The 13577-nt window shown below is 64.7% G+C and carries 14 protein-coding genes and 1 tRNA gene; 8 read left to right on the forward strand and 7 right to left on the reverse strand.

Going from position 1 to position 13577, the window contains the following annotated elements; translation table 11 throughout:
* The first annotated feature begins 1 nt into the window (after position 1).
* Positions 2-1483 (forward strand): Asp-tRNA(Asn)/Glu-tRNA(Gln) amidotransferase subunit GatB, encoded by a 1482-nt coding sequence (gene gatB, locus SJY41_RS02840; RefSeq protein ID WP_380778891.1) that lies wholly within the window; start codon positions 2-4, stop codon positions 1481-1483.
* A gap of 307 nt (positions 1484-1790) precedes the next feature.
* Here the strand turns inward: gatB and SJY41_RS02845 are convergent, their stop codons facing one another.
* The gene (locus SJY41_RS02845) at positions 1791-2564 is read right to left on the reverse strand and encodes a TIGR02281 family clan AA aspartic protease (protein WP_380778893.1); all 774 of its coding nucleotides are present in this window, start codon (positions 2562-2564) and stop codon (positions 1791-1793) included.
* 39 nt (positions 2565-2603) lie between these two features.
* On the opposite strand from SJY41_RS02845, the gene SJY41_RS02850 reads away from it, so the two are divergent.
* A complete protein-coding gene (locus SJY41_RS02850) occupies positions 2604-3236 on the forward strand; it encodes a hypothetical protein (protein ID WP_380778895.1) in 633 nt (210 codons plus the stop codon).
* 3 nt (positions 3237-3239) lie between these two features.
* Here SJY41_RS02850 and SJY41_RS02855 read toward each other — a convergent pair whose 3' ends face one another.
* Both SJY41_RS02855 and SJY41_RS02860 read right to left on the reverse strand, forming a co-directional pair.
* Positions 3240-3458 carry a hypothetical protein gene (locus SJY41_RS02855; protein ID WP_380778897.1) on the reverse strand — a complete coding sequence of 73 codons (219 nt, stop codon included), beginning with the start codon at positions 3456-3458 and terminating at the stop codon, positions 3240-3242.
* A 4-nt stretch (positions 3459-3462) separates the two neighbouring features.
* Positions 3463-3618 carry a hypothetical protein gene (locus tag SJY41_RS02860; RefSeq protein ID WP_380778899.1) on the reverse strand — a complete coding sequence of 52 codons (156 nt, stop codon included), beginning with the start codon at positions 3616-3618 and terminating at the stop codon, positions 3463-3465.
* A gap of 109 nt (positions 3619-3727) precedes the next feature.
* Here SJY41_RS02860 and SJY41_RS02865 point away from each other — a divergent pair.
* From SJY41_RS02865 to clpX, 5 genes are all read left to right on the forward strand, one after another.
* A tRNA-Leu gene (locus SJY41_RS02865) sits at positions 3728-3812 on the forward strand.
* Positions 3813-3880: 68 nt separating this feature from the next.
* Positions 3881-5560, forward strand: coding sequence for a trigger factor (gene tig, locus SJY41_RS02870; RefSeq protein WP_380778901.1), 1680 nt, complete (start codon positions 3881-3883; stop codon positions 5558-5560).
* Positions 5561-5777: 217 nt separating this feature from the next.
* The gene (locus SJY41_RS02875) at positions 5778-6704 is read left to right on the forward strand and encodes a glycosyltransferase family 2 protein (protein ID WP_380778903.1); all 927 of its coding nucleotides are present in this window, start codon (positions 5778-5780) and stop codon (positions 6702-6704) included.
* A gap of 235 nt (positions 6705-6939) precedes the next feature.
* A complete protein-coding gene (locus tag SJY41_RS02880; RefSeq protein ID WP_107954964.1) occupies positions 6940-7629 on the forward strand; it encodes an ATP-dependent Clp protease proteolytic subunit in 690 nt (229 codons plus the stop codon).
* A gap of 123 nt (positions 7630-7752) precedes the next feature.
* Positions 7753-9018, forward strand: coding sequence for an ATP-dependent Clp protease ATP-binding subunit ClpX (clpX, locus tag SJY41_RS02885; protein WP_056048170.1), 1266 nt, complete (start codon positions 7753-7755; stop codon positions 9016-9018).
* A 287-nt stretch (positions 9019-9305) separates the two neighbouring features.
* Here the strand turns inward: clpX and SJY41_RS02890 are convergent, their stop codons facing one another.
* Positions 9306-9758 carry a hypothetical protein gene (locus SJY41_RS02890; protein ID WP_380778906.1) on the reverse strand — a complete coding sequence of 151 codons (453 nt, stop codon included), beginning with the start codon at positions 9756-9758 and terminating at the stop codon, positions 9306-9308.
* A gap of 101 nt (positions 9759-9859) precedes the next feature.
* On the opposite strand from SJY41_RS02890, the gene SJY41_RS02895 reads away from it, so the two are divergent.
* Positions 9860-10984 (forward strand): calcium:proton antiporter, encoded by a 1125-nt coding sequence (locus SJY41_RS02895; protein ID WP_380778908.1) that lies wholly within the window; start codon positions 9860-9862, stop codon positions 10982-10984.
* A 2-nt stretch (positions 10985-10986) separates the two neighbouring features.
* On the opposite strand, the gene SJY41_RS02900 is transcribed toward SJY41_RS02895, so the two are convergent.
* The 3 genes from SJY41_RS02900 to SJY41_RS02910 all read right to left on the reverse strand — a co-directional run bounded on the left by SJY41_RS02900 (position 10987) and on the right by SJY41_RS02910 (position 13405).
* Positions 10987-11373, reverse strand: coding sequence for a c-type cytochrome (locus SJY41_RS02900; protein WP_380778910.1), 387 nt, complete (start codon positions 11371-11373; stop codon positions 10987-10989).
* Positions 11370-11567 (reverse strand): hypothetical protein, encoded by a 198-nt coding sequence (locus SJY41_RS02905; RefSeq protein WP_380778912.1) that lies wholly within the window; start codon positions 11565-11567, stop codon positions 11370-11372. The genes SJY41_RS02900 and SJY41_RS02905 overlap by 4 nt, the downstream gene beginning before the upstream one ends.
* Before the next feature lie 113 nt (positions 11568-11680).
* A complete protein-coding gene (locus tag SJY41_RS02910; protein WP_380778914.1) occupies positions 11681-13405 on the reverse strand; it encodes a M1 family metallopeptidase in 1725 nt (574 codons plus the stop codon).
* Between the last annotated feature and the right edge of the window lie 172 nt (positions 13406-13577).

Raw genomic sequence — 13577 nt, forward strand, 5'->3', positions numbered from 1 at the left:
CATGAGCGATTATCGTATCCAGGGCGAAACCGGCGAGTGGGAGGTCGTGGTTGGCCTCGAAGTGCACGCGCAGGTGACGTCGAACGCCAAGCTCTTCTCGGGTGCGGCGACCGCATTCGGCGCGGAGCCCAACACGCAGGTGAGCCTCGTCGATGCGGCGATGCCGGGTATGCTGCCGGTGCCGAACCGCGAGTGCATCCGCCAGGCGGTCCGTACCGGCATGGCGATCGAGGCGCAGATCAACAAATGGTCGCGGTTCGACCGGAAGAACTATTTCTACGCTGATCTGCCGCAGGGCTACCAGATCAGCCAGCTCTATCATCCGATCGTCGGTGAAGGCGCGATCGACATCAGTCTCGACGAGAAGAATCCGGATGCCGCGGGCAAGCGGATCGGCGTCGAGCGTATCCATGTCGAGCAGGATGCGGGCAAGCTGATGCACGACCAGCATCCGACCCAGTCCTATGTCGATCTCAACCGGTCGGGCGTCGCGCTGATGGAGATCGTGTCGAAGCCCGATCTCGCATCGCCTGCGGAAACAGGGGCTTACCTGCGGAAGCTGCGATCGATCCTGCGCTATGTCGGGTCGTGCGACGGCAATATGGAAGAGGGCTCGATGCGCGCCGACGTCAATGTCAGCGTACGCAAGCCCGGCGACGAGCTGGGCACGCGGACCGAGACGAAGAACGTCAACTCGGTGCGCTTCGTGATGGCGGTGGTCGAGCAGGAGGCCAAGCGCCAGGTCGAGGTGCTCGAAGCCGGCGGCAAGATCCAGCAGGAGACACGGCTCTACGATCCCGATCGCAACGAGACGCGCTCGATGCGGTCGAAGGAAGACGCGCATGATTACCGCTACTTCCCCGATCCCGACCTGTTGCCGCTGGTGTTGGACGACGCGTTCCTGGCCGAGTGCCGGGCTTCGTTGCCCGAGCTGCCGGATGCGAAGCGCGCGCGGTACGAGGCGCTCGGGATCACCGCGTATCAGGCGACGGTGCTGACCGCCGAGGTCGAGGCGGCGCGGTGGTTCGATGCGTTGCTCGATGCGGGTGTGAAGCCGGCGGCGGCGGCGAACTGGACGACGTCGGAGCTGTTCGGCGCGCTGAACCGGACCGGCAAGGACATCGAGAACTCGCCGGTGTCGCCGGCGCAGGCGGCGGAGTTGCTGGGGCTGATCGCTGACGGCACGTTGTCGGGCAGCCTCGCCAAGCAGGTGTTCGAGGTGATGCTCGAGACCGGCGACGGCGCGGCGAAGGTCGTCGAGGATCGGGGTCTCAAGCAGACCAGCGATACCGGGGCGATCGAGGCTGTGATCGCCGAGGTGATGGCGGCGAATGCGGACAAGGTCGCGGATTACCGCGGCGGCAAGGACAAGCTGTTCGGGTTCTTCGTGGGTCAGACGATGAAGGCGATGGGGGGGAAGGGTAACCCTGCCGTTGTGAACGAGGTGCTGAAGGGGATGCTTGGGGAGTCGGTGGCTTCGTAAGGCTACCGACTTCCTCACTCTCTCCCGCACCTGCTGGTCTCCCGTGCTTTCCGTTCTCCCGCGAGGGCGGGAGTCCAGGGTAACCGAACGCAGCACTGCTTGATTCCTGGGCCCCCGCGTTCGCGAGGGAACAGAAGGGGCGCCGTCTCCCAATCGCTGCCACCCCGGCGAAGGCCGGGGCCCAGTTGGGCGACGTTGCTAACTAAGGGCTGCGCTTCGTTACTGCGACCTTTCCAACTGGGCCCCGGCCTTCGCCGGGGTGGGGTAGTTGGGTGGAGTCCGGGAGTAGCTTTGGGCGGAGGCAGCCTTACCCGTCCACCTTCTGCGGATGATGCGGCACCAGGATCAGCGTGTTCTCCTCCACCCGCCACGACGCGAGGCGTGACAGGAAGTTCATTCCCAGCACGTTGGTCTCGCCAAACGCCGGCGACACCACGACCTGCGAGTCCCGCGCGACGATCGCGCCAAGACGCATGGTAGCAATCTTGCCCGTCTTCGCCGCGATGGACCCGTTGGCGGTCTGCAATACGATCGGCACCACGCCCACTCGCGCGTCGATTCCCGCAGCGTCCGCCGTCTGTTCCGAGATCGCGGTGATCGTCGCGCCACTGTCGATCAGCAGGCGACGGCTCACCCCGTCGATCGTCGCGCGCGCCCAGAAATGACCGTCCGGCGACATCCGGATTCGGACTTCTCCGCCGACCACCTGCTGGTCTTCGATCTTCAGGAACCGCGCGATCTTGCCCGCATACGGGTCGAACTGGCGGCGCTGATCGACCGCGATGAACAGCACGCCGACCAGTACGAGCGTCATGCCGATATTCACCAGCGTCCGCACGATCGGAATGCGCCGCGCAACGACGATCACGGCGACGGCGATGCCGAGGGCCAGATAGAGCGTGTGCGGTTGGCCGGGGTTGGGAAGCGTGAAGATCGATGGATCCTGAAAACAGTGGTCAGTGCAGTATCTTAGCCTAGTTGCGACAACCTGTATCGGTGCTGACCGATGCGGGAGCGCGCCACAATCGCGAAAGGGATCGATCCGAAACCGGCCGGATTGCCGTCCCAGTGGATTGCGCATCGCAGTCGTACCCGCTTCACTACGACCCGGGGGCGGCAGATGGCGATCAGATGGACAATGCCGGTCGCCATCGCGCTGCTCGCCAGCGGTCCGGCATCGGCCGCATCACGCCAGTCCAGCGTCGAGCGGCGGCTTGCGGCCATGACGCCGGCGCAATTCCAGGCCCGAACGACGCTCCAAGACGATGATCTGGACACGGTCGCGACGATCACCACCGCGAACGGCTTCGTCGAGCGAAGGCCGTTGCTGGGGCCCGCGCTCGATGACGTCTTTCTTCGCGCTTTCATCGACAAGACGACGGGACGGACCGCGTACCAGGCCTACGTCATATTACGGTATCGCGGCTATGGTTGGGCGAATTGGGATACCGCAAACTATGCAACGCCCGCCGGGCCGCGCGCGATTGCGACGCAGCGGATTGCGCGCCTGAAGGCATCATGCCCGAGGGGCTTTGCCTGCCTGAGGTCTGAAACAGTCGGGTTTGCTATCGCCGCGCCAGTGTTGAAGGCCAGTGCCAGACTGTCCGTCGGCGATGGAACCACGTCATGGCCATTCAAGATCACGGCGCAGAACGGCACCGAACGCGCTTTCCTGCTCTCGACGGCGGAAATCGCCGGCTTGTCGATGGCGGTCGATGCGTATCGCGCCGACCGCCACCTGCCGATCCTCTGACGCTTACTGCGCGTCGCCGTCCTGGTTCTTGACGACGCCGCCGGTGCCACCGACGCCGTCGGGCAGGCCGCTGTCGGTGAACGTCTCGGGCTCGTCGCCGCCGTCGCCGCGCTCGACGGCATCGGAGCGCGACTCAACCGCCTGTTCAATATCGCTGCGGGTATCCTCGTCACGGTCTTCGGGGAGCGTTTCGGGGTTCGTGCCGGAATGGGGATCGGTCATGTCTTCAAAACTCGGGCTGGATGGGGGCAGGGTCGTTCGACGGACTACCGGGATCGGGAAAATCGACGTCCGGCGCGGGCGGATTGAACTCGGGTGGCGGCGATGTCGGTTCGGCGGGCGACGTGGGCGTCGGAAATTCTGCCGGGGGTTGGGTAGCCATGATGCTTCTCCTTCTGGATGTTCAACGCCCGTAATCATGGGGAGTTGCCTATCTGCTTGCCCCGGCATGCAACGTTGGTATAGACGCGCCCGCTACGGCGATGTCCTGTGCGGGCGTGGCGGAACTGGTAGACGCGCTTGGTTTAGGTCCAAGTATCGCAAGATGTGGGGGTTCGAGTCCCTTCGCCCGCACCAGCCCGCCGCGCAGGCGAGGCGACCGCCCGAAGAATTATCCTGAATGCTCTTTTAGACAAAGGCCGGACATGCAGACTGTCGAGACGTTGAACGAGGGCCTCAAGCGCGCCTTTACGCTCACCATCACCGCGAAGGATATCGATGCCAAGGTCGATGTCGAGCTGAAGCGCCTCGCGCCGCAGATGAAGATGCCGGGCTTCCGTCCGGGCAAGGTACCGGCGAACCTCATCCGCAAGATGCACGGCCCGGCGCTGACGCAGGACGCGCTGAACGCGGCGATCCAGGAGAGCGTCCAGACGCTCGTCGCCGAGAAGCAGCTTCGCCCCGCGATGCAGCCTTCGGTCGCGCTGGAAGACGGCTATGACCTCGGCAAGGACGCCGTCGTCAAGGTCGAGATGGAGGTCCTTCCGCAGGTCCCCGCACCCGCGATCGACGGCCTGAAGCTCGAGCGCCTGACCGTGCCCGTCGCCGACGATTCGGTCACCGAGCAGCTCCAGAAGTTCGCCGACCAGCAGAAGAAGTGGGACGACGCAGCCGACGATTATGTCGCGGCGATGGGCGATCTCGTCACCGTCGATTTCGTCGGCAAGACCGCCGACGGCGTCGCATTCGAGGGCGGCACCGGCACCGACATGGGCGTCGAGCTCGGCGCCGGTCGTCTGATCCCGGGCTTCGAGGATCAGCTCGTCGGCGTGAAGACCGGCGACGACAAGGTCCTGAACGTGACCTTCCCCGAGGAGTATCAGGAGAAGTCGCTCGCGGGTCAGCCGGCGACGTTCGACATCACCGTCAAGTCGGTGAAGACCGCAGGCGAGAGCAAGATCGACGAGGATTTGGCGAAGTCGCTCGGTCTCGAGAGCCTCGAGCAGCTCACCGGCCTGCTCAAGGGTCAGATCGAGCAGGAGCATAACGGTCTCACGCGCACGCACATGAAGCGCAAGCTGCTCGATCAGCTCGCCGAGGGTCACGACTTCGAAGTGCCACCGTCGATGGTCGAAGCCGAGTTCAACCAGATCTGGTCGCAGCTCCAGCACGAAGCCACGCATGAGGCCGATCCCGAGGCTGCGATGGCCGAGATGGAAGGCGAGCGTGACGATTACCGCAAGATCGCCGAGCGTCGCGTGCGCCTGGGTCTGCTCCTGTCCGAAATCGGCCAGGCGAACGGCGTCGAGGTTTCCAACCAGGAAATGCAGCGTCTGATCGCCCAGGCTGCGCAGCAGTATCCGGCCGAGCAGCGCCAGCAGTTCATGCAGTACGTCCAGCAGGAGCCGATGGCGGCCGCCCAGCTGCGTGCGCCGCTGTACGAGGACAAGGTCGTCGACTTCCTGTTCGAGAAGGCCGAGATCACCGACCGCGAGACGACGCGCGAGGAGCTGGAAGCAGCGATCGAGAGTGAGGATGGTTTCGCGAGCGGCACGCACGTCCACAACCATGACGATCATGACCATGAGGGTCATGACCACAAGCCGAAGAAGAAGGCTGCCGCCAAGAAGAAGGCAGCACCGGCCGACGACGCGGCTGCTTCGGACGACGCCGTGACGGAAGAAGCGCCTGCTTCGGATGCGACGGAAGAGGCCAAGCCTGCGAAGAAGGCACCTGCCAAGAAGAAGGCGGCTCCTGTCGAAGCCGAGACGGCCGTGACGGAATCGTCGCCGGTTGCTGCGGAAAACGCGGAAGGCACCGAGGCTGCGGACGCGCCGGCGAAGAAGCCACGCGCGAAGAAGGCTCCGACGAAGACCGAGGCGTAACGCACCTTCGAGCGCCTCAGTAATCGAGGCGCTCCACCCCACCGGGTCACCTCCCCGGCGGAGGCCGGGGTCCAATTGGAAAGGTAGCTGTAACGGCGCGCAATGCTTCGTTATGGACCTTTCCCAATTGGGCCCCGGCCTCCGCCGGGGAAGTGCGTTTTCAGGGTGGTCCGGTGGCCGAAAATACCGTTTTCAACTTCGCTGGGCAGGGCAGGGCATGATCGAACCGAGAATTGCCGTCCTGCTCCCGTGCTACAACGAGGAAGCCGCGATCGCGCAGACGATCGCGGGCTTCCGCACCGCGCTGCCGGGCGCCACCATCTACGTCTACGACAATAACAGCGCCGACCGCACGATCGAGGTCGCGCGTGCCGCGGGTGCCGTCGTCCGGACCGAACGCATTCAGGGCAAGGGCGCGGTCGTCCGCCGGATGTTCGCCGATATCGACGCTGACATCTACGTTATGGCCGACGGTGACGCGACCTACGACACTGCGTCTGCGACGAACCTGGTAAACCGTGTCCTCGACGAGCAACTCGACATGGTCGTCGGCTCGCGCATCAGCCAGGTGCAGGAATCCTATCGCCGCGGCCACCGCTTCGGCAACGCGCTGCTCACCGGCATGCTCGCGCGCCTGTTCGGCCGCAGCTTCACCGACATCCTCTCGGGCTACCGCGTCTTCTCGCGCCGGTTCGTGAAAAGCTTCCCCTCGCTGTCGGCCGGGTTCGAGATCGAGACCGAGATCAGCGTCCACGCGCTCGAACTGAAGATGCCGATCGGCGAGGTCGAGACACCCTATTACGCACGCCCCGAAGGCTCCGAATCGAAGCTCAGCACGTACCGCGACGGCTGGCGCATCCTCCGCACGATCATGACGCTGTACCGGATCGAGCGCCCGCTCTGGTTCTTCGGCGTGATCGGCAGCGTGTTCGGCCTGCTCGCGCTGATCCTCGGCATCCCGCTGGTGCTGACCTATATCGAGATCCACCAGGTCCCGCGCTTCCCGACCGCGATCCTGATCACCGGCCTCGGTATCTTCGCCGCGCTCAACGTGTTCACCGGCCTGATTCTGGACACGGTAGTCCGCGGCCGCCGCGAAGTCCGGCGCCTAGCGTATTTGGCATATCCCGCGCCAGGCATATGACTCCCTCGCCCCTTCGGGGAGAGGGAAGGAGGAGCCGCTTTGGCGACGGGAGGGTGAGGGGCGGTTGGCGGATCCCAACCGCCCCTCACCCTCCCACCCGCTAGTGCGGGCGGGCCCCTCCCTCTCCCCGGAGGGGCGAGGGGAAGCTGTCCCTGCGCCGACGGGCAGGCAGGGCTTGAACTCCCCTCCCGGACCGCCGATGTTAGCGGTTCACTGGGGCATAAGAGAGATTTCCATGCACAATCCGTTCGAGACCGGCGATTTCGCGAGCCCGTTGGCCAGCGCCGGGCTCGGCCTGCAGCAGACGCAAGCAGGCCTGGTTCCCATCGTCATCGAGCAGTCGAACCGCGGCGAGCGCTCGTTCGACATCTTCTCGCGCCTGCTCCGCGAGCGCATCATCTTCGTGACCGGTGGCGTCGAGGACGGCATGGCCTCGCTGATCACCGCACAGCTGCTCTTCCTCGAGTCCGAGAACCCGAAGAAGGACATCTTCATGTACATCAACTCGCCGGGCGGTGTCGTCACGGCGGGTATGGCGATCCACGACACGATGCGGTACATCCGTCCGCGCGTGGGCACGGTCTGCATCGGCCAGGCCGCGTCGATGGGCAGCTTCCTGCTCGCGAGCGGCGAGCCAGGCATGCGCGTCGCGATGACCAACGCGCGCATCATGATCCATCAGCCATCGGGTGGTGCACAGGGCATGGCCAGCGACATCGAGATCCAGGCGCGCGAGATCCTGCGTATCCGCAAGCGCATGAACGAACTGTATTCGCAGTATACCGGCCAGCCGATCGAAGAGATCGAGCGCCGGATGGACCGCGATACGTTCCTCGAAGCGAACGAAGCGAAGGATTTCGGGCTGATCGACGAGGTCTTCGACAAGCGTCCCGCGGTGTCCGAGGATGGTGCGAAACCGGCTTAAGCGATACTGGCATGGGGCGAATCGTAAACCCCGCCGGTTTATTTGATTGTAGGAACTCCGGGGTGCGTTACGGTAGCGGCCCCGGAAACGGCACGTGCACCGACATGCGCGAGAGGTGATTGAATGACGAAGCTGAGCGGTGGCGACTCGAAGAGCACCCTCTATTGCTCGTTCTGCGGGAAGTCGCAGCACGAGGTCCGCAAGTTGATCGCCGGGCCGACGGTCTTCATCTGCGACGAGTGCGTCGAGCTATGCAACGACATCATCCGTGAGGAGACGAAGTCGGCGCTGGTGTCCAAGAAGGACGGCGGCGTGCCGACTCCGCAGGAGATCTGCGACGTCCTCGACGATTACGTGATCGGCCAGAAGCGCGCCAAGCGCGTGCTGTCGGTGGCGGTGCACAATCACTACAAGCGGCTCAATCACGGCGCCAAGGGTGCCGATGTCGAGCTGTCCAAGTCGAACATCCTGCTGGTCGGGCCGACTGGTTGCGGCAAGACGCTGCTCGCGCAGACGCTTGCCCGCATCCTCGATGTGCCGTTCACGATGGCCGATGCGACGACGCTGACCGAGGCGGGTTACGTCGGCGAGGATGTCGAGAACATCATCCTCAAGCTGCTTCAGGCGTCGGACTATAACGTCGAGCGGGCGCAGCGTGGGATCGTTTATATCGACGAGATCGACAAGATTTCGCGCAAGGCCGAGAACCCCTCGATTACGCGCGACGTGTCGGGCGAGGGCGTGCAGCAGGCGTTGCTGAAGCTGATGGAAGGTACCACCGCGTCGGTGCCGCCACAGGGTGGTCGCAAGCATCCGCAGCAGGAATTCCTGCAGGTGGATACGACCAACATCCTGTTCATCTGCGGCGGTGCGTTCTCGGGTCTCGAGAAGATCATCGGGGATCGCCTCCAGGGCAAGTCGATCGGCTTCGGCGCGTATGTCGCCGGGCCGGACGAGCGAAAGACCGGCGAGACGCTGAAGTCGGTCGAGCCCGAGGATCTGCTGAAGTTCGGGCTCATCCCGGAATTCGTCGGCCGTTTGCCGGTGATCGCTACGCTCGAGGATCTCGATGTCGATGCGTTGGTGAAGATCCTGAAGGAGCCGAAGAACGCGCTGGTCAAGCAGTACCAGAAGCTGTTCGAGATGGAGGACGTCGCGCTCGGTTTCACCGACGACGCGCTGGTTTCGGTCGCCAAGAAGGGCATCGAACGCAAGACCGGCGCGCGCGGGCTTCGCTCGATCCTGGAGAGCATCCTGCTCGACACGATGTTCGACCTGCCCGGCATGGACGGCGTCGACGAGGTGATGATCGACAAGGACGTGATCGAAGGCCGCAAGGAACCGATCCGCGTCTATGCCGAGAAGAAGAAGACCGGCGACGCCGCTTAAGCGAAACTGGTTGAGATACTGGAGAGGGCGTCGAGCGATCGGCGCCCTTTCTGGTTTGGGTCGACGAGCGTGGTCCGCTCTTCTCGACGTTCCCCCGCGAAGGCGGGGACCCAGGGTACCAGACGGTAGTGGGCGCGGGTTCTGGACCCCGCCTTTCGCGGGGGAGCGGAAGAATAGCGAGCCGATCATCGCATAATTGCGGGCGCAGGCATCTTCACTTACGCATTGCCGTCCCCGCGTTTCTTTCCCTTCCCTTTGACAAAAGCGAGGACGGCCCGGTGCTGAAGCTAAGCCGTCAAAAGCCGAGCCCGCTCCAGATCCTTTGGGCGCCCGAACAGCCTAAGCATTCCGGCTAACTCTGCGCGCTCGGGCACGTAGATGGCGCACCCTTCCACAAAGATCGGCACGCGAGTCCTCGGCAAAACCTCCGTCCATCCGGCCGCCGTTGCAACATGAAACCCCGCCATGATCTCGACGACCAATGGCGGCGTCTCCCACCGCCCGAACACCGTCGACCGGAACAACGAACTCGCGTCGTCCTCGATCGGCACGACGCCGAGCCTGGCCATCAGTCGCCGGGCACCGCCAACGCTCGTAACCACATCGACATCGCCAACCGCAATCGACGTTACCCCGTGAAGCGCCACCGCCGCGCTCGCAATGACCCACCACGGGTTCCGCGCATCACGCATCGTCGTCGCAACCATGACCAGCGTTTCGCCAAGATCAGAAGCCAGCATCGCAGCAACCTAGCCGATCCTCGCCCCGCGGCAATCGCTCCGACTCGGACCCTTATAGCCCCCTCACGCATTCGTTATCCGAGTGGAACGAGGGAGCATGCATGACGATCGACGTGGCCGACCGACCGAACGAACACGTGGTAGAAACAATGCCGGACGGCATGGCCCTTCCCATTTGGACGCTGATCGCCCCGGTTCTCGGCCTCGTCGCGGTCCTCGTCGGCCTCGCCAAGATGGGTGCGCTTGGCACTGCGGCGGCGGTGATCGTCCTGATCGGCAGCGTCCTCGCCGCCGTCCATCACGCAGAGGTCATCGCGCACAAGGTCGGCGAACCGTTCGGTACGCTGGTGCTGGCGATCGCGGTTACCGTGATCGAGGTATCGCTGATCGTCTCGCTGATGCTCTCCAACGCCGGCGACGCGACGACGCTCGCGCGCGACACGGTGTTCGCGGCGATCATGATCATCCTCAACTTCATCATCGGTATCTGCCTGCTCGCGGGGGCGGTGCGGCATCACGAGCAGCGGTTCACGCTGAAGGGCATGACGGCAGCGCTCGGCGTGCTCGCGGCGATGGCGGTGCTGTCGCTGATCCTGCCGAACTACACCTCGTCGACGCAAGGCCCGACCTACGCAGCGTCACAGTTGATGTTCGTCGCGGTCGTATCGCTGATCCTCTACGGCACGTTCGTCCTGGTCCAGACGGTCCGCCACCGCGATTATTTCCTGCCCTCGACCGACGACAAGGACGACCACGCCGCGCCGCCTTCGGGTCGGGCGACGGGCATCGCCTTCGCCGCGCTGCTGGTCGCGCTCGTCTCGGTGGTGCTGCTCGCGAAGACGCTGTCGCCGACGATCGAGGCAGCGGTGCTTGGCGCCGGCCTGCCGCTGACGGTGGTCGGCGTCGTGATCGCCGCACTCGTGCTCGCACCCGAAAGCCTCGCCGCCTACAAGTCGGCGCGGCGCAACCGGTTGCAGACCAGCCTCAACCTCGCGCTCGGCTCCGCCCTGGCGACGATCGGGCTGACGATCCCGAGCGTGGCGATCGTGTCGCTGGTGCTAGGCCTGCCGATTGCGCTCGGCATCGATGCGAAGAGCATGACTCTGCTGGCGTTGTCGTTGTTCGTTGCCACGCTGTCGCTCGGCACCGGGCGGACGACGGTGCTGCAAGGCGTCGTCCACCTCGTGATCTTCGCCGCCTATCTGTTCACGACGGTGGTGCCGTAAGCTCAGGGGCGTTGCGTCGAGAGATAGGCGATGACGTCGGCGCGGTCCTTGGGGTTGGGCAGGCCTGCGAACGCCATCGTCGTGCCGGGCACCATCTTGCGAGGGTTGGTCAGCCAGACGTCCATGCGCTTGGCGTCCCAGTTGCCGCCGAGCCCCTTCAGTCCGGCGGTGTAGGAGAAGCGCGGGCGCCGCTCGCCGATCGGACCGCCCATGACGCCGTAGAGGTTCGGGCCATCGGTATCGCCCGCATATTGCCCGATCGTGTGACACGCGGTGCAACGGCGGAAGACGCGTTCGCCGCTGGCGATCTGGCTGGTCGTGCCGGCGTCGGGGCTCGAACCGCAGCTGGCGAGCGTGAGTGCCAGCACGGGCCAGCACCGCAGGTTCATCGCGTCTGGCGCGCGGCCAAAGCCAGGCCGACGGCGATCTGTACGACGGCGTAGAGACGGCGGCGGCCGGGACGGTCGATGAAGGGCTTCACGAGTTTCTCGGTCCCAAGCGCATCGTCCTTCCAGAGATCGACGTGGCGGCTAGGTTGGAGCAAGCCGATCAGGCCGTCGCCGACCATGAAGATCGCCGCCATCTCCGCAGCGCGAGAGCTCCAGATATTCTCCTTTGCACGCAGGAGTCCAGGAGTTACAGGCGTCGTCTCCTGGGGCCCTGGGCCCCCGCCTTCGCGGGGGAACGGTGGAGATGTCATTGGGGCTTGGCCTTCGCGGCTTGGGTGGCTTTCCAGGTTGCAACGTCTTCCAGCGCAACACTACGCCGCAGGACCAGCGCATCCGGGTCGATCACGAGATGCGCGCCCGCCGGGACCGATAAGCTCGCCTTCCCGCCAGTCATCGGCCAAGTCCGCGTCTTGCCGTCGATTTGCACCTGTACCGGAAGTGGGAACGAGCCGTTTCCCGGCACTTTCCAAACCAAATTCAGCGTATTCCCCGTCCGTGTCTCGACCAGTTCGGGCAGCGCGGCCTGCCGAAGATAAACGTCGAAGAACCACGTATAATCCTTCCCCGTGACCTTGCGGACGAGTGCTTCAAACTCCTTCGACGAGCCGAACCGCGGCGCGAAATTGCCCGGTTTCGGATCCGCGCGCCCGTAGACTGCGAGCCGGGTCACGTCGAAGAACGCCTTGTCGCCAATCAGACCGCGCAGGGTGTGGAGCATCCACGAGCCCTTGTAGTAGATGTCCTGTCCAGCACCGCCCTTGTCGGCTTCGTACACCTCCTCCTCGGTGGTGATACGCTGCTGCGTGATCGGCTTGAGGTTCGCGATCGAGGCGCGCTCGGTCTGCAGGATCGTTGCGTAGCGTGCACGGCCTTCGCGCCACTGCCCGTAGAGCGGCTGCATGTACGTGCCATAGCCCTCGTGCAGCCAGTAATCATCCCAGTTGGCGGCGGTCAGCTGGTTGCCGAACCACTCATGCGCGAACTCGTGCTGGAACAGCCAGTCGAACCCTTCCGGCGCCTTGGCATATTCGTTGCCGTAGGCGTTGATGGTCTGGTGCTCCATGCCCTTGTGCGGCGTCTCGACCACGCCGACCTTCTCGTCGCCGAACGGGTAGGGGCCGATCATGGTTTCGAAGAAATCTAGCGTCGGGGCGAACTCGGCGAACAGCTTTTCGGCCTGCACCTTCTCGCCCGGCAGATACCAGTAATACATCGGGATGCTGTTGCCGAAGCGACTCTTGTAGGTGCCGCTGATCTCCTCATACGGCCCGACATTGAGCGCGATGCCGTAGGTGTTGGGATGCTTGGCGCGCCAGTTCCAGGTCGTCCGCCCGTCCGCCAGCGTGTCGACGCCGAGCAGCACGCCGTTCGACGGCGCCTTCAGCCCCTTGGGTACGGTGATGTGCAGCGTCACCAGCGCGGGCTCGCCGGTCGGAAAATCGAGGCATGGCCAGAACAGGTCGCAGCCATAGCCTTCCGCGGTGGTTGCAAACCACGTGCGGCCGTCGGGCGTCTTCGACCAGACCATCCCGTCGTCCCACGGCGCCTTCACCGCGACGTGCGGCGTGCCGCCATAGGTGATCTTGGCGGTGACCATGCCGCCCGTTGCGACGGGCTTGGGCAGCGTGATCGTGAGCCGTCCCTCGGGATTGCTCCACGCCGACGAAGCGATCGGCACGCCGTCGATCGAGATCGCGCTGACCGGCAGATTGCGGTCGAGGTCGATCGGCAGGCGGGTGAGGGGGGCTTTTGCGGTGAAGACCAGGGTCGCCACGCCGTTCAGGCTCTCGGTCTCCGGCAACACCTCGAACGCGAGATCGGCGCTGTCGAACTGTAGCGCGGTCTGCTCGGGTGTAAGGACACCGCCGGAACGCTGAGTCTGTGCGGTGATCGCCGGCTCGCCCTTCTTCGGCAGCGGGGCGGCGGCGAGGAGCGCGGTGGCGCTGGCGGCGAGGAGGAGACGCGAGATCATGCCGCGTTCTCGCGCTTGGGCCGTTCGCTTACAAGTCCGATCCAGCATCGTCGGTTCTCCTGCGAACGCAGGAGCCCAGGGTTGCGCGCGTTGCCGTTCGTGGCCCCGGACTCCTGCGTTCGCAGGAGAACGGATGGGCCCGGCCACCACGCCAAAACTGCTAACCACCGCC

Origin of the sequence: Sphingomonas sp. R86520, from assembly GCF_042466285.1 — a bacterium.
In the GTDB taxonomy this organism is placed as follows: domain Bacteria; phylum Pseudomonadota; class Alphaproteobacteria; order Sphingomonadales; family Sphingomonadaceae; genus Sphingomonas.